General features: G+C 61.9%; 19 protein-coding genes. 14 read left to right on the top strand and 5 right to left on the bottom strand.

Going from position 1 to position 15,309, the window contains the following annotated elements; translation table 11 throughout:
• Positions 1 to 36: 36 nt before the first annotated feature.
• Both H7R73_RS11440 and H7R73_RS11435 read left to right on the top strand, forming a co-directional pair.
• Positions 37 to 1,419 carry an L-serine ammonia-lyase gene (locus H7R73_RS11440; RefSeq protein ID WP_010674652.1) on the top strand — a complete coding sequence of 461 codons (1,383 nt, stop codon included), beginning with the start codon at positions 37 to 39 and terminating at the stop codon, positions 1,417 to 1,419.
• Between the two features lie 284 nt (positions 1,420 to 1,703).
• Entirely contained in the window at positions 1,704 to 3,074 is a 1,371-nt protein-coding gene (locus H7R73_RS11435; RefSeq protein ID WP_039039104.1) for an L-serine ammonia-lyase, read from the top strand.
• A gap of 163 nt (positions 3,075 to 3,237) precedes the next feature.
• On the opposite strand, the gene H7R73_RS11430 is transcribed toward H7R73_RS11435, so the two are convergent.
• The gene (locus tag H7R73_RS11430) at positions 3,238 to 4,200 is read right to left on the bottom strand and encodes a lytic murein transglycosylase (RefSeq protein WP_103260079.1); all 963 of its coding nucleotides are present in this window, start codon (positions 4,198 to 4,200) and stop codon (positions 3,238 to 3,240) included.
• Positions 4,197 to 4,475 carry a YcgL domain-containing protein gene (locus H7R73_RS11425; RefSeq protein ID WP_039039102.1) on the bottom strand — a complete coding sequence of 93 codons (279 nt, stop codon included), beginning with the start codon at positions 4,473 to 4,475 and terminating at the stop codon, positions 4,197 to 4,199. The genes H7R73_RS11430 and H7R73_RS11425 overlap by 4 nt, the downstream gene beginning before the upstream one ends.
• A gap of 106 nt (positions 4,476 to 4,581) precedes the next feature.
• Here H7R73_RS11425 and minC point away from each other — a divergent pair, with 106 nt between their 5' ends.
• The 6 genes from minC to H7R73_RS11395 all read left to right on the top strand — a co-directional run bounded on the left by minC (position 4,582) and on the right by H7R73_RS11395 (position 8,286).
• Complete coding sequence (gene minC, locus H7R73_RS11420; RefSeq protein ID WP_039039101.1) at positions 4,582 to 5,307, top strand: septum site-determining protein MinC; 726 nt, start codon at positions 4,582 to 4,584, stop codon at positions 5,305 to 5,307.
• An 18-nt stretch (positions 5,308 to 5,325) separates the two neighbouring features.
• Entirely contained in the window at positions 5,326 to 6,138 is an 813-nt protein-coding gene (gene minD / locus H7R73_RS11415) for a septum site-determining protein MinD (protein WP_010674647.1), read from the top strand.
• 2 nt (positions 6,139 to 6,140) lie between these two features.
• Positions 6,141 to 6,410, top strand: a complete 270-nt coding sequence (gene minE / locus H7R73_RS11410) for a cell division topological specificity factor MinE (protein ID WP_010674646.1) — start codon at positions 6,141 to 6,143, stop codon at positions 6,408 to 6,410.
• 180 nt (positions 6,411 to 6,590) lie between these two features.
• Entirely contained in the window at positions 6,591 to 6,917 is a 327-nt protein-coding gene (locus H7R73_RS11405; RefSeq protein ID WP_029314491.1) for an HI1450 family dsDNA-mimic protein, read from the top strand.
• A gap of 53 nt (positions 6,918 to 6,970) precedes the next feature.
• Entirely contained in the window at positions 6,971 to 7,678 is a 708-nt protein-coding gene (mtgA, locus tag H7R73_RS11400) for a monofunctional biosynthetic peptidoglycan transglycosylase (RefSeq protein WP_080988723.1), read from the top strand.
• Positions 7,679 to 7,962: 284 nt separating this feature from the next.
• On the top strand, positions 7,963 to 8,286 hold the full coding sequence (locus H7R73_RS11395) for an HI1450 family dsDNA-mimic protein (RefSeq protein ID WP_182951715.1): 324 nt from the start codon (positions 7,963 to 7,965) through the stop codon (positions 8,284 to 8,286).
• Positions 8,287 to 8,331: 45 nt separating this feature from the next.
• Here the strand turns inward: H7R73_RS11395 and H7R73_RS11390 are convergent, their stop codons facing one another.
• Positions 8,332 to 8,643 (bottom strand): DUF1289 domain-containing protein, encoded by a 312-nt coding sequence (locus H7R73_RS11390; RefSeq protein WP_103260077.1) that lies wholly within the window; start codon positions 8,641 to 8,643, stop codon positions 8,332 to 8,334.
• A gap of 2 nt (positions 8,644 to 8,645) precedes the next feature.
• Positions 8,646 to 9,515 carry a CvfB family protein gene (locus H7R73_RS11385; RefSeq protein WP_103260076.1) on the bottom strand — a complete coding sequence of 290 codons (870 nt, stop codon included), beginning with the start codon at positions 9,513 to 9,515 and terminating at the stop codon, positions 8,646 to 8,648.
• A gap of 271 nt (positions 9,516 to 9,786) precedes the next feature.
• Here H7R73_RS11385 and H7R73_RS11380 point away from each other — a divergent pair, with 271 nt between their 5' ends.
• The 4 genes from H7R73_RS11380 to H7R73_RS11365 all read left to right on the top strand — a co-directional run bounded on the left by H7R73_RS11380 (position 9,787) and on the right by H7R73_RS11365 (position 12,166).
• Positions 9,787 to 11,019, top strand: a complete 1,233-nt coding sequence (locus tag H7R73_RS11380; RefSeq protein ID WP_103260075.1) for a UPF0149 family protein — start codon at positions 9,787 to 9,789, stop codon at positions 11,017 to 11,019.
• A 150-nt stretch (positions 11,020 to 11,169) separates the two neighbouring features.
• Complete coding sequence (locus H7R73_RS11375) at positions 11,170 to 11,640, top strand: MarR family winged helix-turn-helix transcriptional regulator (protein WP_010674639.1); 471 nt, start codon at positions 11,170 to 11,172, stop codon at positions 11,638 to 11,640.
• On the top strand, positions 11,637 to 11,825 hold the full coding sequence (locus H7R73_RS11370; protein WP_010674638.1) for a DUF4250 domain-containing protein: 189 nt from the start codon (positions 11,637 to 11,639) through the stop codon (positions 11,823 to 11,825). The genes H7R73_RS11375 and H7R73_RS11370 overlap by 4 nt, the downstream gene beginning before the upstream one ends.
• Positions 11,826 to 11,986: 161 nt before the next feature.
• Positions 11,987 to 12,166, top strand: a complete 180-nt coding sequence (locus H7R73_RS11365; protein ID WP_041215220.1) for a hypothetical protein — start codon at positions 11,987 to 11,989, stop codon at positions 12,164 to 12,166.
• Positions 12,167 to 12,261: 95 nt separating this feature from the next.
• On the opposite strand, the gene H7R73_RS11360 is transcribed toward H7R73_RS11365, so the two are convergent.
• Entirely contained in the window at positions 12,262 to 12,849 is a 588-nt protein-coding gene (locus H7R73_RS11360; RefSeq protein WP_039039094.1) for an FMN-dependent NADH-azoreductase, read from the bottom strand.
• Positions 12,850 to 13,075: 226 nt separating this feature from the next.
• Here H7R73_RS11360 and H7R73_RS11355 point away from each other — a divergent pair, with 226 nt between their 5' ends.
• Both H7R73_RS11355 and purT read left to right on the top strand, forming a co-directional pair.
• Positions 13,076 to 13,966 (top strand): DMT family transporter, encoded by an 891-nt coding sequence (locus H7R73_RS11355; protein ID WP_039039093.1) that lies wholly within the window; start codon positions 13,076 to 13,078, stop codon positions 13,964 to 13,966.
• A gap of 73 nt (positions 13,967 to 14,039) precedes the next feature.
• Positions 14,040 to 15,218: a formate-dependent phosphoribosylglycinamide formyltransferase gene (purT, locus tag H7R73_RS11350; RefSeq protein ID WP_041211381.1), complete on the top strand. Its 1,179-nt coding sequence runs from the start codon at positions 14,040 to 14,042 to the stop codon at positions 15,216 to 15,218.
• Positions 15,219 to 15,309: the final 91 nt, after the last annotated feature.

Below are 15,309 nucleotides of genomic sequence, written 5' to 3'. Positions count from 1 at the left end.
ACAATGTTTAGACGAAATCCATAATTGGAGTACGTCATGATCAGTGTCTTCGACATGTTTTCCATCGGGATAGGCCCCTCCTCCTCCCATACCGTGGGACCGATGCGGGCCGCCTGCGCCTTCATCCAGACCCTCAAAGCGAACGCACTCCTCTCCCGTACCGGACGCGTCGTCGTCGAGTGCTACGGCTCACTGGGCCAGACCGGCAAGGGGCACGGCACCGGCAAGGCCATCATCCTGGGACTGGCCGGATTTGAACCCGAATCCGTGGACATCGAGGCCATTCCCGCCTTCCTCGCCCAGGTAGAGCAGACCCAGACCCTCTGCCTGGGCGGCGAGCAACCCAGCGAATTTCCCCGCATCGGCGCCATCCTCTTCAACCGACGCAAGACCCTTCCCGCCCACTCCAACGGCATGACATTGCGCGCCTATGAGGGTGACACCCTTGTGTTCGAGCAGACCTACTACTCCATCGGGGGCGGTTTCATCATCGAGGAGAGTCACTTCGCCAACGCCCGGGAAGAGGCGGCCCGCTTCGATGCCGCCCACCCCATCCCCTATCCCTTCGAGAGCGGCGCCGAACTGCTGGCCCAGTGCCAGGAGAGCGGCCTCTCCATCTCGGGGCTGATGCTGGCCAACGAGAAGGTGTTTCGCTCGGAAGCGGAGATCAAGGCCGGGCTTCGCAAGATCTGGCAGGCGATGCAGGGGTGTGTGGAGCGTGGCTGCAAGAGCGAGGGGGTGCTACCAGGCGGTCTCAAGGTCAAGCGCCGGGCTCCCGCCCTCTATCGCCAGCTCTGTGGCGAGACCAATTTCAACAAGGATCCGCTGATGGTGATGGAGTGGGTGGATCTCTTTGCGCTGGCCGTCAACGAGGAGAACGCCGCCGGGGGCCGCGTGGTGACGGCGCCGACCAACGGCGCAGCGGGCATCATCCCCGCGGTGTTGCACTATTACGATCGCTTCGTGCGCAAGGTGGATGACGAGCTGCTGATGCAGTACTTCCTCACTGCCGCCGCCATCGGCATCCTCTACAAGAAGAATGCCTCCCTCTCGGGGGCCGAGGTCGGCTGTCAGGGCGAGGTCGGCGTAGCCTGCTCCATGGCCGCTGGTGCCCTGGCCGAGCTGCTGGGTGCCAGCCCCGCCATCGTCGAGAACGCCGCCGAGATCGGCATGGAGCACAATCTCGGGCTGACCTGCGATCCCGTCGGTGGCCTGGTGCAGGTGCCCTGCATCGAGCGCAACGCCATGGGCGCGGTCAAGGCGATCAATGCCGCCCGCCTCGCCCTGCGCGGCACCGGTGAGCACAAGGTGTCGCTGGACAAGGTGATCAGAACCATGTGGGAAACCGGCAACGACATGAAGACCAAGTACAAGGAGACCGCCCGGGGCGGCCTTGCCGTCAACATCACCGAGTGTTAAGCCTCTGTGATAAAGCCGCATATGGCACTCGAATACCCGGCATCGCCGGGTATTTTTTTGCAAAACGTTTGTCTGGCGCTTAACAAAATGGATAACCATCAAAATAAATTTTATACTCGCGCCACGAATTCAACAAAAATAGATCTGTTTCAACTTTTTTTAGGCATTGAACCGTTACACTGTGGTTATCCGGTTCCCTGGCCTTTGTGACGACAGACCCGTCCCATGGATCCCTTTTCTGCGAGTGGGCATGGCGCCCCCTTCTACCCTGAGGTAATTGTTACATGATCAGCGTTTTTGATATCTTCAAAATCGGTGTTGGCCCCTCCTCTTCCCACACTGTCGGCCCCATGAAGGCAGCCAAACAGTTCGTGGATGAACTGCGTGCTGGCGGCAAGATCCGTGACATCACCCGGATCCAGGTCGATGTCTATGGCTCACTCTCCTGGACCGGCAAAGGCCACCACACGGATACCGCCATCATCATGGGTCTGGCGGGCAACCTGCCGGAGAACGTCGACATCGACGCCATCCCCGAATTCATCTCCCGCGTGGAGCAGACCGGTCGTCTGCCCATCGGCCTGCACTGCCACACCGTCAGCTTCCCCAAGGGCGCCATGATCTTCCATGACGAGGCCTTGCCCCTGCACGAAAACGGCATGAGGCTGACTGCCTTCATCGAAGATGACGCCGTCTACAGCAAGACCTACTACTCCATCGGCGGTGGCTTCATCGTCGACGAAGAGAACTTTGGCAAGGGTGACAGCGGCGACATGTCCGTCAGCTATCCCTTCAAGAGTGCCGCCGAGCTCATCGCCCACTGCAGCCAGAGCGGTCTCTCCATCTCCGCCCTGATGATGGAAAACGAGAAGTGCTTCAACACCCCGGAAGAGATCTACAAGAAGCTCGGCAAGATCTGGACCACCATGCGGGAAGGGATCGAGCGCGGCTGCCGCACCGAGGGCGTCCTCTCCGGCCCGCTGCGCGTACCGCGCCGCGCCGCCCCGCTCTACCGCCAGCTGACTACCAACGAGAACCTCTCCAATGATCCCATGAACATCGTGGACTGGGTCAACATGTTCGCCCTGGCGGTGAGTGAAGAGAACGCCGCCGGTGGCCGCGTCGTCACCGCACCGACCAACGGCGCCGCCGGCATCATCCCCGCCGTGCTGGCCTACTACGACAAGTTCATCCAGCCGGTGGGCCGCGACGAGTACACCCGCTTCTATCTGGCCGCTGCCGCCGTCGGCATGCTCTACAAGATGAACGCGTCCATCTCCGGCGCCGAAGTGGGCTGCCAGGGTGAAGTGGGCGTCTCCTGCTCCATGGCCGCCGCCGGCCTGACCGAGCTGATGGGCGGCAGCCCCGAGCATGTCTGTGAAGCCGCCGAGATCGGCATGGAACACAACCTGGGTCTGACCTGCGACCCGGTGGCCGGCCAGGTACAGGTGCCCTGCATCGAGCGCAATGCCATCGCCGCCATGAAGGCGGTCAACGCCTCCCGCATGGCCCTGCGTCGCACCTCCAAGCCGCGTGTGTCGCTGGACAAGGTGATCGAGACCATGTACATCACCGGCAAGGACATGGACTCCAAGTACCGCGAGACCTCCCGCGGTGGCCTGGCCATCAAGGTGATGCAGGTTGCCTGCGACTAACGCCGAGTCGCGATGACATGAAAAAAGCGGGATATATTCCCGCTTTTTTTTTTAGTCGCGATTTAAAGGGCAGCGTTCGTGGATAAAGGGAGGCCGACAAGGGATAAAAAGAGACGGGCATATCACCTCCACCCGTTCGCCGTGACAGGAGAACGGGGGAGAGCTATTTCACGATGCGATCGGCCAGGGTACCGACGGCCACCACGAAATAGGGGGAGCGATTCCAGTGACGCAGTACCCGGTAATTGTCATAGGCCAGGTAGCTTCGCCCGTGAATATCGTCGGGGCGGATGAGGGAGGCCTGCATGTCGACCGCAGGCAGGGGGGAGCCGTCCAGTTGCCGCACCCCGAGCGCCTGCCAGGCCGACAGCGGCTTGCGGATCTCAAGCCCCAGCAGCGCCGGATCGAGCGCCTCGGGCACCCTCACCCGCCGTCCCCAGGTCTGGTCTTCACGCCAGCCGTTCTGGCTCAGATAATTGGCAGCCGATCCAAATACATCCGCCAGATTGCCCCAGAGATCCTTCTTGCCGTCCCCGTCCTGATCCACCGCGTATTGCAGGAATGACGAGGGCATGAACTGCACCTGTCCCATGGCCCCCGCCCAGGATCCCTTGAAGTTGGCGGGGTTCACATGTCCCTGCTCCAGAATGCGCAGGGCATCGAACAACTCGCCTTTGAAGAAGGCTTCACGGCGACCGTCCCAGGCCAGGGTCGAGAGAGAAGAGATAAGGGGATAATGGCCGGTTATTTTGCCGAAATTGGTTTCAATTCCCCACAAGGCAACAATAAAGCGGGGTTGAACCCCATATTCCCTGCCTATTTTTGTGAGCAGCGGCAAATGCTGGCGATATAAGGTTTGGGCTTGCTTGACTTTCCATTCCGGCACCGCCCGGGGAATATATGTGTCCAGGGTCAGTTTGAATTCCGGCTGATTTTTGTCGTGCCTGATGGCAGCATCAACAAGATGTACATCCGCAAAGGCCGCACTCACCGTCTCGGGCAACATGCCCGCCGCCAGCGCCTGCTCTTTGAGGCTCGCCACGTACTGGTCAAAATTGGGGCCGGCCTGCACCGGCGATCCCGACAGGGCGCCTGACAACAGCAGTGCCAGCCGCCCCGCCCTCATCGTGCGTCCTTTAATTGCGCCTTGTGCTGCTCCAGCAGGTTTTCCGGTGGCGGTGGCACCTGCAGATAAAAGCCCTGGCTCTTCAGGGCGGCCATCACCCGCTCCGTGGAGGCCAGCCCCAGGGGCTTGGCCGGGTCCAGTTTGGTCATCAGGACCAGTTCGGGACGCCCGAAGGTACTCATCAGCACCTCGGGAACGCGGGAAAAGTCCTCTCTTCGTTCAATAAAGAGATAGGTCTCGGCTTTTTTGCGACTTTTATAGACTGCACACAACATGGAAATTGATATAATCCGACGGGTTTATTGCCTCTGGTGGTGGCAAACTATAACATCAGGAATTGAATAACAATAACGTATTACCGTCTCGGTTCGGGGAAGATTCATGGTTGAACGCGATAACGAATTGAAAGGGACCACCTTCACTATTTCTGTGTTGCATCTCAGCGATGGCAATCCGGCCCGGATCCGACAACTGCTGGAGGCCAAGGTCGCGCAGGCCCCCCAGTTTTTTAATTGTGCCCCCCTCGTCCTCAATGTGGAACGCCTCGAGGCGATCCCCGATTTCGAACAGCTCAGGGAGCTGGTCGAGTCGGAAGACTTCGTGCTGGTCGGGATCACGGGGGCGCGGGACGAGGCGATGAAGACGGCCGCCAAGGCGGCAGGCCTCGCCGTCATGGTGTCAGGCAAGAGCCGCAAGGCAGAACCTGAGCCGACGCCGCCAGTGCCTGAGCCCAAGCCAGTGGAAGCCGCACCGGTTCCTCCGGTGCCAGCGCCCGTGGAGGCAAGCAAGGTCCACGTGGGCCCGGTGCGCTCCGGTCAGCAGATCTATGCAGCCGGCACCTCGCTGGTGGTGCTGGGCTCGGTGAGCCCTGGCGCCGAAGTCATCGCCGATGACAGCATCCATGTTTATGGTGCCCTGCGTGGCCGAGCCATCGCAGGGGCCAAGGGCAATCCCAAGGCCCGCATTTATTGCCAGCAATTGCAGGCCGAGCTGCTCTCCATCGCGGGCACCTTCCAGCTCAGCGATGCATTGCCTGCAGGCGTGATACAAGAGCCGGTCCATATCCGGCTCGACAATGAACAACTTCGTATAGACCGAATCAAATAGAGTTACAAGGAAGCGAGAATGGCGCGAATCATAGTCGTTACATCGGGCAAGGGTGGCGTTGGCAAGACGACAACCAGCGCGGCACTGAGCACCGGTCTGGCCCAGCGTGGCCACAAGACCGTGGTCATCGATTTTGACATTGGTCTGAGAAACCTGGACCTCATCATGGGTTGCGAGCGGCGCGTGGTCTATGACTTCGTCAACGTCATCAACGGGGAAGCCAACCTCAACCAGGCCCTCATCAAGGACAAGCGTTGCGAAAACCTGTTCATCCTGCCCGCCTCCCAGACCCGGGACAAGGATGCCCTGACCCGTGAAGGGGTGGAGAAGATCCTGGATCAGCTGGCGGAGATGCAGTTTGACTACATCGTCTGCGACTCCCCCGCCGGTATCGAATCCGGCGCCCTGATGGCGCTCTATTTCGCCGACGAGGCCATCGTCACCACCAACCCGGAAGTCTCTTCCGTGCGTGACTCGGATCGCATCCTCGGTATCCTGGCCTCCAAGTCCCGCCGTGCCGAGCGCGGTGAGGATCCCATCAAGGAGCACCTGCTGCTGACCCGCTACTGCCCGACCCGCGTCAACCGCGGCGACATGCTGAGCGTGCAGGACGTGCAGGAGATCCTGGCCATCAAACTGCTCGGGGTGATCCCGGAGTCCCAGGCGGTGCTGCGCGCCTCCAACTCCGGCGAGCCGGTCATTCTGGACAAGGAGTCCGATGCCGGTCAGGCCTACGAGGACGCCGTCGCCCGTCTGCTGGGTGACACCAAGGATTTCCGTTTTCTGGAAGAAGAGAAGAAGGGCTTCTTTAGCCGACTGTTCGGGAGTTAAGCATGTCATTATTGGATTATTTTCGTTCCAACAAGAAACAGAACACCGCACAACTGGCCAAAGAGCGGTTGCAGATCATCGTGGCTCACGAGCGTTCATCCAGAGGGGGGCCGGATTACCTGCCCCAGCTCAAGCAGGACATCCTCGACGTGATCCGCAAATACGTGCAGATCGACCCGGACAAGATCACCGTCCAGCTTGATCAGAAGAGTGACGAGTTGTCGGTGCTGGAGCTCAACATCACCTTTGCCGACGACCAGAAGAAGGGATGAGCTGACGCACCATGCGCGACCCCTTCCCCCAATGAAGACCGGATCCTTTCCCAGGATCCGGTTTTTTAATGCCTGGCGTCCCGGCATCTCGCCAAGGGCATCAGGGCCAGCTAGAATACCGCGCACCCCGAGGCGCTGCCGACGGACTTTCCCTCCCCCCTTATCTGGAACACGGCTCTTATGTCTTTGAATGACGAAATGCACAGCGTCGAGGAACTGCTCGACACCGCCCTCGAACTCTTCATGGAGCTGGCCTCCGACAACCTGCCCGAGCAGGAGATCGTCCGCTTCAATCAGGAGTTCAACGACCGCGGCCTGCTGGCGGAGACCGATCCCGCCGACGACTGGGCGGCCGACGTGGGATTTGAGGTGAGCGACGCCGACTATGCCGAGATCTGGGTCGGCCTTGGCAACGAACAAGAAGAGTACGAGCACCTGTTTGCCCGCATGCTGCTCTCCCGCCGCGTCGACGAGAAGTTCTGCCACATCGAATGGCTGCCCCAATAATTCCGGATCCCGATGATCCTGGCCACTATGACTGGGACGGCGGGCCCGAGCCCGTGAGGCCTTCGCACAGACGGCGACTGCTGGGCTGGCTCGGCAAGCTGCTGCTGGCCGCCTTTGCGAGCACCATCGTCTCGGTCGCGCTGCTGCGCTTCATCGACCCTCCCATGTGGACCTGGCGCCTCGAACGCGCCCTGTTTCCCCCTGCCAAGGTGGCCGAGGTGAAGCACGACTGGGTGCCGCTTGAGCAGATTTCCCGGGAGCTGCAACTGGCGGTGATCGCCGCCGAAGATCAGCGCTTTGCCGAACATCACGGCTTTGACATGGACGCCATCAGCTCGGCCCTCAGGCACAACCAGCAAAGCGGGCGGGTGCGCGGTGCCAGCACCCTCAGCCAGCAGACCGCCAAGAACCTCTTCATGTGGAGCGATCGCAGCTTCCTGCGCAAGGGGATAGAGGCCTGGTTCACCCTGTTGATGGAGCTGGGCTGGGACAAGTCCCGCATTCTCGAGGTGTATCTCAACATCGTGGAGTTCGGACCCGGCATCTATGGCGCCGAGGCGGCCGCCAGGCACTACTTCGGCAAACCGGCGATACGCCTCACCCGTTACGAGGCCTCCCTGCTCGCCGCCGCCCTGCCCAATCCCTGGCGTTATCGGGTCAAGCCCCCCTCACCCTATGTGCAACAGCGCTCGGCCTGGATCCGTCGTCAGATGGGTCAACTCGGGCAAGTCACCCTGAACCGGGTTCACGGCACAGAGTAGCGCCATCCTGCGGATCAGAGGCGGGCCCCAGATGGCCGCCGACGGTTTCCCGATGAAGGGGCAGATAGTGCCACCACCAGGTTTCGCGCCGCCGCTTGATCTGCCTTCTGTACTGTCGTCGCTTCATCTTGCCAGGCCGCCCCGTCACGCCGCCCCTGCTGGCGGCTCTGTTAACCTTATCCCCTGATCCCGCCATTTGACAGCACGGCGTCACCGCCCCCGGGCTGGCTGCCCATCCCAATACTTGTTAAAGTGGCGAACCTGGACGTATCTGGAGTGATTTCATGGAACAACGTAGCCCGGATCAGCTGGTCGAGTGGGCCTATGATCAGTTTCTGGAGCAGGCCGCCGACATGCTGGCCCCCGAACAAATCGTCGACATCACCCTCGAGTTCGAGCAACGTGGCGCGGTGGAGGCAACCCTGCCCAATGCCGACTGGTCAACCGAACTCGGCGAGCCGGTGGACATGGCACGTTGGGCCGAGGTCTGGGTCGGCTTGCTGGATCATCAGGACGAATTCGAGGTGATCTACGCCACCTTCCTGTTCCCCCGGGATCAGAGCGAGCACGACGTGCATATCCGCTGGCACCGCCAGCAACAGGCATAAGAAAAGGCGCCCCAGGCGCCTTTTTCGTTTTTTGCGATGCCCGAGTCAGGGGCGTGCCGCGATGGCCTTGGCCAGACAGCGGCGACACCAGCAGGCGCTGGCATCGCTCATGGGCAACGCGGGAAGCTGGTTACACCAGCAGCGCTCGATGGGTTCCCCCGCCGACACGGCGCAGAAGGCTGGCTCGCCGCAGCCCGGGCAGGCATGGGTGCTCTTCGAGCCATCGAGCTCGGCCATGCGGGCCAGCTGGGCCTCGCTGTCCATGACGGGCCACTGGCCTATCTCGGTCAGGGTGCGGCCACAGCCGAGGCAGAGCCCCTCTTTGGCCCGGCAGTCACCGATGCAGGGACTCGGCACCTTTATTCGTCCCCTACCGGCGTGTCGGAGCCCACGAGGCGGATGCTGTGCTCCTCGATGACGATCTTGCCCTGCTTGTAGAGGCCGCCGATCGCTTTCTTGAAGGTGCCCTTGCTCATGCTGAACATCTTGTAGATGACGTCAGGATCGCTCTTGTCTCCCACCGCAAGGCTGCCCCCCTGCTTTTGCAGGCGCAGCAGGATGCGCGCACCGGCGTCATCCATCCGGGCCAGTCCCGGCTTTTGCAGGGTCAGGTCCAGCTTGCCATCTTCGCGCACCTGCTTGACCCAGGCGGTCAGCGGTCGGCCCGTCATCACGCGGCCGAACACCTCGTTCTTGAACAGCATGCCGGCGTACTGGCCATTGACCACGGCCTTGATGCCAAGGGGGGTGTGTTCCCCCGGCAGCACCGTCACCTCGTCACCGCTCTTGAAAGGAGGGTCGATGCGCAGGAAGCGCTCCAGACGGCTGGTGCCGACCATGCGCCCTTCGTTGTCCAGCATCAGATGCACCAGATAGACATGGCCCACCTGCATCGGCTTGTTCTGCTCGCGGCTTGGTACGAAGAGATCCTTCTTCATGCCCCAGTCGAGGAAAGCACCAATCTTGTTGGCGTTGACCACCTTGAGACCGACGATGTCCCCCACCATGGCGAAGGGCTTGTCGGTGGTGATCACCGGTTCGCAATCCGCATCCAGATAGAGGAAGACGGACACCTCGCTCTCCTCGGCGACGCCTTCCGGCAACTGGCGCCTGGGCAGCAGCAGCTCGCCGTATTCCCCCGCCGCCAGCCAGGCGCCGCGCTCCTCAATCTCGACGACGGTCAGGGTGTTCATCTTGCCAATCTGTAACATGGTGATCTCTTCTTTCAATATCCGGATGGGCCCATCTCATGGAAGACCCGTCATATAGAGGTGCATCGCCGCCGTCGGATGAGAGAGGACGGGGCCGATTTATGTCATGCAGGCGCGCATGTTACCCCAGAGCGGCAGCAGGACCTAGCCCCTCCCCCCTGTGTCTGACCTCTTTTCCCGCTCCCGGGCGGCCAGATTGACGATATTAGCAGCATTCAGTTTCCCCTTTGCTGCAAATAACCCCACTTTTAGGTAGACTTCGCGGCCGTCAAATCCAGAGGAAGCGCCGATGAACCCAGCCACTCGTACCCGTCATCTCAATCAATGGATCCAGACCCACAGCCAGCAGGAGATGAGTTACCCCGCCCTGCACGGCTTCCTGTGCGCCCGTCTGACGGGGCCCGTTGCCCCCGACTGGCAAGATCCGCTGGCCGGCCTGCTGCCTCATGATGCAGCGCTGGACGAGAAGAGTGCCGAGGCGCTGCATCACCTGATCGCCGAGCTGGAAGCACAGGCCGACGACGCGCAGCTGGCCCTGCCGAGCCAATGTCGCCTCTCTACCGACAACCCGGAGCAGGTGTTTGACAAGCGCCATCCTCTGGGCCAATGGAGCTATGGCTTCAGTCAGGGGGTGGCCTGCTGGCCGGCGCCGACCGATCTGAACGATCCGGCGACCCGCCATCGCTTCAGCCTGGTGGCCGAGCTCTGCCTGTTTCGCGACAAGCCCATGGCCATGATGCTGCACCAGGCTGCGGCCAGCGAGCTCCCCTTCCTCGATTTTTGCAAGCGTCAACGCCAGCAGATGAAGACGGCCCTCAACCTCCTGCTCGGCCAGGATCACTACGAGGCCGAGCCTGAAGAGAGCCCGTCCCTGGACAACGAGCAGACTCGCCAGTGGCAGCAGTGGTTCGAGCTGGCGGCAGAGAGCCGCGATCCCCTCCCTCGCCTTGGCTGGTTCGAGCGCATCATTGCCGATGCCAACCTCCTGTTCGATGAGGCATTCTGGCAAGCCCACGCGGGCCATGGCTGGCAGGTCCCCGAGGCACGCCCTCTGATCGCGGCCAGGGCCGGTCGAGCCGATTGCCTGCTGCGACTTGGGCAGCTTGGGCAGGCACGGGATGAGTACCTGTCCCTGCTCGCCCTCTGCCGCGCCGACGAGCCCGCTTGCCGCCACCCCCTCTCCACCCTCTATGCCTGGCAAGGGGAGTGGGATGCCCTGCAACAACTGCTGGTGCGCTTTGATGAAGCCTCCTGCTGGCTGCTCTACAACAAAGCCTTGATGAGCTTTGTCTGCGAAGGGGAAACGGCGGCGCGCCCTCATCTGGCGGCGGCAATGAGGATCAATCCCCATGTGCCCGCCACTTTGCTGGGCCAGCGCCGCTTGCCCAAGCAGGAGCCTCGCCGCTGGCAGGGAGGCAGCCGTGACGAGGCGGCGCTATACGCCTTGCAGAGTCGCGAGGCCTGGCTGACCCACAACGCCTTGATATGGCTGCGAAAGAGTGCGGGCAAGCAGGCCAGTTGAGACCCCAATTGCCGATTCGATGACAGAACACGTGCGCAAACGCACATTTTTCTGGTGACTGGTCAGACAAATGCCCCTGTGTTACGTATCATCAAGGCCAAAGTATCAAGAGAAACTGCACCCGATGCAGCCGCCACAGCAGGATGTCATATGTCGAAGATCATTGAGCTGCTCGCGCACTACCCTCCTTATCAGCTGGTTCACGCCGCTGAGATGGTGCGCGATACCTTTGAACAGTTTTATCAGCAGCGGTACCAACTCACCGTGCCCCAGTGGCGCCTGATGATGGTGCTCGGCCCCCACTACCCCATCAGCCAGAAGGAGCTGGTGGAGGCGAGCGGCATGGACAAGGTACGGATCTCCCGCGAGATCCATCGTCTGGTGGAGAAAGGCATCCTGTTCACCGAGAACAGCGTGCAGGACAAGCGCATCAGCCTGGTCTCCTTCACCCCGGCGGGGCTCACCCTGTTCCAGCAGCTCAAGACGGAGGCGGGAAGCTGGCAGCACACCCTCACCGACTATCTGCCGGCCGAGGCGCGCCAGAGCATTCGCCTGCACCTGCAGAGCGTCAGCGATGCCATCGAACAACTTCACCTGCTGGACAACGAGCAACCCTCATGAAGCTGAACAACTTTGCCACCATGGATGTCAACATGCTGCTGAGCCTGGTCAACATGCAGCTGCGTGATCACTACGAGGATCTCGATGATCTTTGCCGGGCGCAGGATCTCGATCAAGAGGCCCTGGTTGCCAGGCTGGCCAGTGGCGATTTTCACTATCAGGAAGATCAGAAGCAGTTCAGATAGGGATCCGGATCACAACCCGACCCATGCCGCTGGCTCCGTCGGCAAAAGCTGCTAAGGTGGTGGCTACCCGGTCAGTTGATCTTCGCAAGAGGTATGGATACATCTTGTTGTCACAGACCGCGGTTAGCCTCTCGTTCACCACCCGCAGCCAAGGATGACCCATGATGCGCCTCATTCGACCAACCAGCCTGATCACCCTCTGCACATTGCTGGTGATCAGCCTCTTCCTCCCCCAGGTCCCCAGCAGCGCCGAGCAGTGGCTCACCACCCTGCTGCTGGCCTCCCTGGTGGCGGTCTTTCTGATGGTCGGCAGCGGCTGTCGCCACTTCCTGCGCGAATAACGACGCCAGAGCGTAATGCCTGCCCTGAAACAACAACGCAGCCCGAGGGCTGCGTTGTTGTTTCAGGATACTGGGGGCCAAGACCCCGAGTGGCATCAGTAAGCCAGGGTTTCCAGCTGCTCCTTGGCCTGCTCGATCCCCTTGGCTTGCGCCTCCGGCCCCATGCCCATGCCTTCGGCATAGATGAAGTCCACTTCGTTGATGCCGATGAAGCCCAGCACGGTACGCATGTAGGGGGTCACCAGGTCGGTGGCATTGCCCACGTGCATGCCGCCACGGGGGCTGACCACCAGGGCGCGGGTGTTCTCCACCAGGCCGACCGGACCGGTCTCGGTGTAACGGAAGGTCACGCCGGCACGGGCCACCAGATCGATCCAGTTTTTCAGCTGGGTCGGGATGTTGAAGTTGTACATGGGGGCCGCGATGATCACCAGATCGCTCGCCTTGAGCTCGGCGACCAGCTCGTCGGACTGGGCCAGCACCGCTTGCTGACGCTCGTTCAGGTTCTCGCCACCACGCAGGCCCATGGCCAGCTCGCCGTCCAGCACCGGCAGGTTCAGGGTCGCCAGATCGCGTACCTGGATGGTGTCACCCTGGCGCTCGGCCAGGTAGCCGTCGATCAGGGCGTTGGATTGGGAATACTGGCCCAGGATGCTGGACTTCAGAACGAGGATATTGGCCATGGTGAAACTCCATTTGATTGTCAATTGAACAGCCAGGCTGTCGATGGAGGTCACTATAAAGACTGGCATTAAAGCCTGATAGCGAAAATAGATGCTCAAGTCATTCAAAAAATTTGATGTCTGTGCATTTCCTCGGCAGAGAGGGGCTCATCAAACTCCGCACCCTTGGCATGACAAACGATTGCCGTTATGATCCGCCGCACTTTTTGTACGTGATCCGGATCTCATGACCTCCTCCCGCAGGCACTCCCCCTTTGCCGGCGCCGTCTGGATGATGGTGGCAGGCCTCTGCTTCGCCGCCGTCAACAGCCTGAGCCAGTATGTCAGCTTCACGCTCGGCCTCCCCTCGACCCAGGTCGCCTTTCACCAATATCTGATCGCCCTGGTCTGCCTGCTGCCCTGGCTGGTGCGCCACGGTCTGCGCCAGTCCCTGATGACGAACCAGCTGCGCCTGCACCTGCTGCGGGTCGCCCTGGCGGTGACCGGCATCCAGTTCTGGCTCTGGGCACTGGCGGTCCCCGTCCCCATCTGGCAGGGGATCGCGCTCTTGATGACCTCCCCCCTGTTTGCCACCCTGGGATCAGCCCTCTTTCTCAAAGAGCAGGTGAGCCGGGCCCGCATTCTCGCGACCCTGGCCGGCTTTGTCGGCGCCATGCTGATCCTGGCCCCCTGGACCGACGACTTCACCCTGGCCTCCCTGCTGCCGGTGGCGGCCGCCCTCTTCTGGGCAGGCTACTCCTTGCTGGTGCGCTATCAGGCAGCCAGCGAGTCGTCCCACACCATCGTCGTCTACCTGCTCGTCTTCAGCACCCCGTTCAACGCCATGCTGGCGATCCCTGAATGGCAGTGGCCGAGCGAAACCCAGTGGCTGCTGGTGGCCTCCTCGGGCGTACTGTCGGCACTGGCCCAGATGTCCATCGCCCGCGCCTACAGCGTGGCGGAGGCCTCCTTCGTGCAACCTTTTGATTTTGCCAAGCTGCCCATGAACGTGCTGGCCGGCTGGCTGGTATTTGGCTGGGCCCCCCCCGGTCGCTTGTGGCTGGGGGCGGCCATCATCATCGGCGCCATCACCCTGCTCACCCATCTGGAGCAGCGCGCCCACCCACCCACTTCCTGAGGTACGCCATGCGTGCCTCTTTTTTTGCTCACCCGGATCAGCCCTGCTGACCACCGACCTCAGGAGAGATCAGATGTTTGGAACCGCCACCCGCCCCACTGCGACCCGCGCCCTGCTGCTGGGATCAGGCGAACTCGGCAAGGAGGTCGCCATCGAGCTGCAGCGGCTCGGTATCGAGGTGATCGCCGCCGACCGCTATGCCAACGCCCCCGCCATGCAGGTGGCCCACCAGGCCCGCGTGCTGGACATGCTGGATGGCGCCGCCCTGCGCGCCCTGGTGGCCGAGGTCAAGCCCGACCTCATCATCCCCGAGATTGAAGCCATCGCCACCGACACCCTGGCCGCCCTCGAGCAGGAAGGGGTCAAGGTGGTGCCCAATGCCCGCGCCACCCAGCTCACCATGAACCGGGAGGGGATCCGTCGCCTCGCCGCCGAAACCCTGGGGCTGCCCACCTCTGCCTACCGCTTTGCCCAGAGCAAGGAGGAGTTTGTGGCCGCCGTCGAGGCCATCGGCCTCCCCTGCGTGGTCAAACCGGTGATGAGCTCCTCCGGCAAGGGGCAGAGCCTGCTGCGCGATCTCGCCAGGCTGGATGAAAGCTGGACCTATGCCCAGGAGGGGGGCCGTGCCGGTCGTGGCAAGGTGATTGTCGAAGGCTTCGTTCCTTTCGAGTACGAGATCACCCTGCTCACGGTGCGCGCGGTCGATGGCATCCACTTCTGCGAGCCTATCGGCCATCGTCAGGAGGATGGCGACTACCGCGAATCCTGGCAGCCCCAGGCCATGAGCGAGCTGGCCCTGGCCCGCTCCAAGGAGGTGGCGGCCAAGGTGGTCGAAGCTCTTGGCGGCTATGGTCTGTTCGGGGTCGAGCTCTTCATCAGGGGCGACGAGGTGTGGTTCAGCGAAGTCTCCCCCCGCCCCCACGACACCGGCATGGTGACCCTGATCTCCCAGGATCTCTCCGAGTTCGCCCTGCACGTGCGCGCCATCCTGGGGCTGCCCGTCGGCACCATCACCCAGTACGGCCCGAGCGCCTCTGCCGTGGTGCTGCGGGAAGGCCACAGCCAGGATATCCGCTATCAGGGGATTGGCGAGGCACTGGCCCTGGTGCCCGGAGCCCAGTTGCGTCTCTTTGGCAAGCCGGAGATCGCCGGTCGTCGTCGCCTCGGGGTGGCGCTCGCCCGTGGGCAGGATTGCCAGGAAGCCGTGGAGCAGGCCAAGACGGTGGCAGCCCGGGTCGAGGTACTCTTCTAGGCAATCCGCTTTACCACGTAAAAACAAACGTTTATCTGCGTGATCCGGCGCAAGGGGCAGGTGACTGCCCCTTTCCCATTGAAGCACCGGA

The sequence above is a fragment of the Aeromonas sp. WP2-W18-CRE-05 genome (assembly GCF_014168615.1).
GTDB classification, from domain to species: Bacteria; Pseudomonadota; Gammaproteobacteria; order Enterobacterales; family Aeromonadaceae; genus Aeromonas; species Aeromonas caviae.
This window is presented reverse-complemented; position numbering and strand designations above follow the sequence as displayed.

Excerpts from the sequence above, each read along its gene's own strand:
- H7R73_RS11440 (WP_010674652.1), top strand. The coding sequence starts at position 37 with ATGATCAGTGTCTTCGACATGTTTTCCATCGGGATAGGCCCCTCCTCC.
- H7R73_RS11435 (WP_039039104.1), top strand. The coding sequence starts at position 1,704 with ATGATCAGCGTTTTTGATATCTTCAAAATCGGTGTTGGCCCCTCCTCT.
- H7R73_RS11430 (WP_103260079.1), bottom strand. The coding sequence starts at position 4,200 with ATGAGGGCGGGGCGGCTGGCACTGCTGTTGTCAGGCGCCCTGTCGGGA.
- H7R73_RS11425 (WP_039039102.1), bottom strand. The coding sequence starts at position 4,475 with ATGTTGTGTGCAGTCTATAAAAGTCGCAAAAAAGCCGAGACCTATCTC.
- minC (WP_039039101.1), top strand. The coding sequence starts at position 4,582 with ATGGTTGAACGCGATAACGAATTGAAAGGGACCACCTTCACTATTTCT.
- minD (WP_010674647.1), top strand. The coding sequence starts at position 5,326 with ATGGCGCGAATCATAGTCGTTACATCGGGCAAGGGTGGCGTTGGCAAG.
- minE (WP_010674646.1), top strand. The coding sequence starts at position 6,141 with ATGTCATTATTGGATTATTTTCGTTCCAACAAGAAACAGAACACCGCA.
- H7R73_RS11405 (WP_029314491.1), top strand. The coding sequence starts at position 6,591 with ATGTCTTTGAATGACGAAATGCACAGCGTCGAGGAACTGCTCGACACC.
- H7R73_RS11395 (WP_182951715.1), top strand. The coding sequence starts at position 7,963 with ATGGAACAACGTAGCCCGGATCAGCTGGTCGAGTGGGCCTATGATCAG.
- H7R73_RS11380 (WP_103260075.1), top strand. The coding sequence starts at position 9,787 with ATGAACCCAGCCACTCGTACCCGTCATCTCAATCAATGGATCCAGACC.
- H7R73_RS11375 (WP_010674639.1), top strand. The coding sequence starts at position 11,170 with ATGTCGAAGATCATTGAGCTGCTCGCGCACTACCCTCCTTATCAGCTG.
- H7R73_RS11370 (WP_010674638.1), top strand. The coding sequence starts at position 11,637 with ATGAAGCTGAACAACTTTGCCACCATGGATGTCAACATGCTGCTGAGC.
- H7R73_RS11365 (WP_041215220.1), top strand. The coding sequence starts at position 11,987 with ATGATGCGCCTCATTCGACCAACCAGCCTGATCACCCTCTGCACATTG.
- H7R73_RS11360 (WP_039039094.1), bottom strand. The coding sequence starts at position 12,849 with ATGGCCAATATCCTCGTTCTGAAGTCCAGCATCCTGGGCCAGTATTCC.
- H7R73_RS11355 (WP_039039093.1), top strand. The coding sequence starts at position 13,076 with ATGACCTCCTCCCGCAGGCACTCCCCCTTTGCCGGCGCCGTCTGGATG.
- purT (WP_041211381.1), top strand. The coding sequence starts at position 14,040 with ATGTTTGGAACCGCCACCCGCCCCACTGCGACCCGCGCCCTGCTGCTG.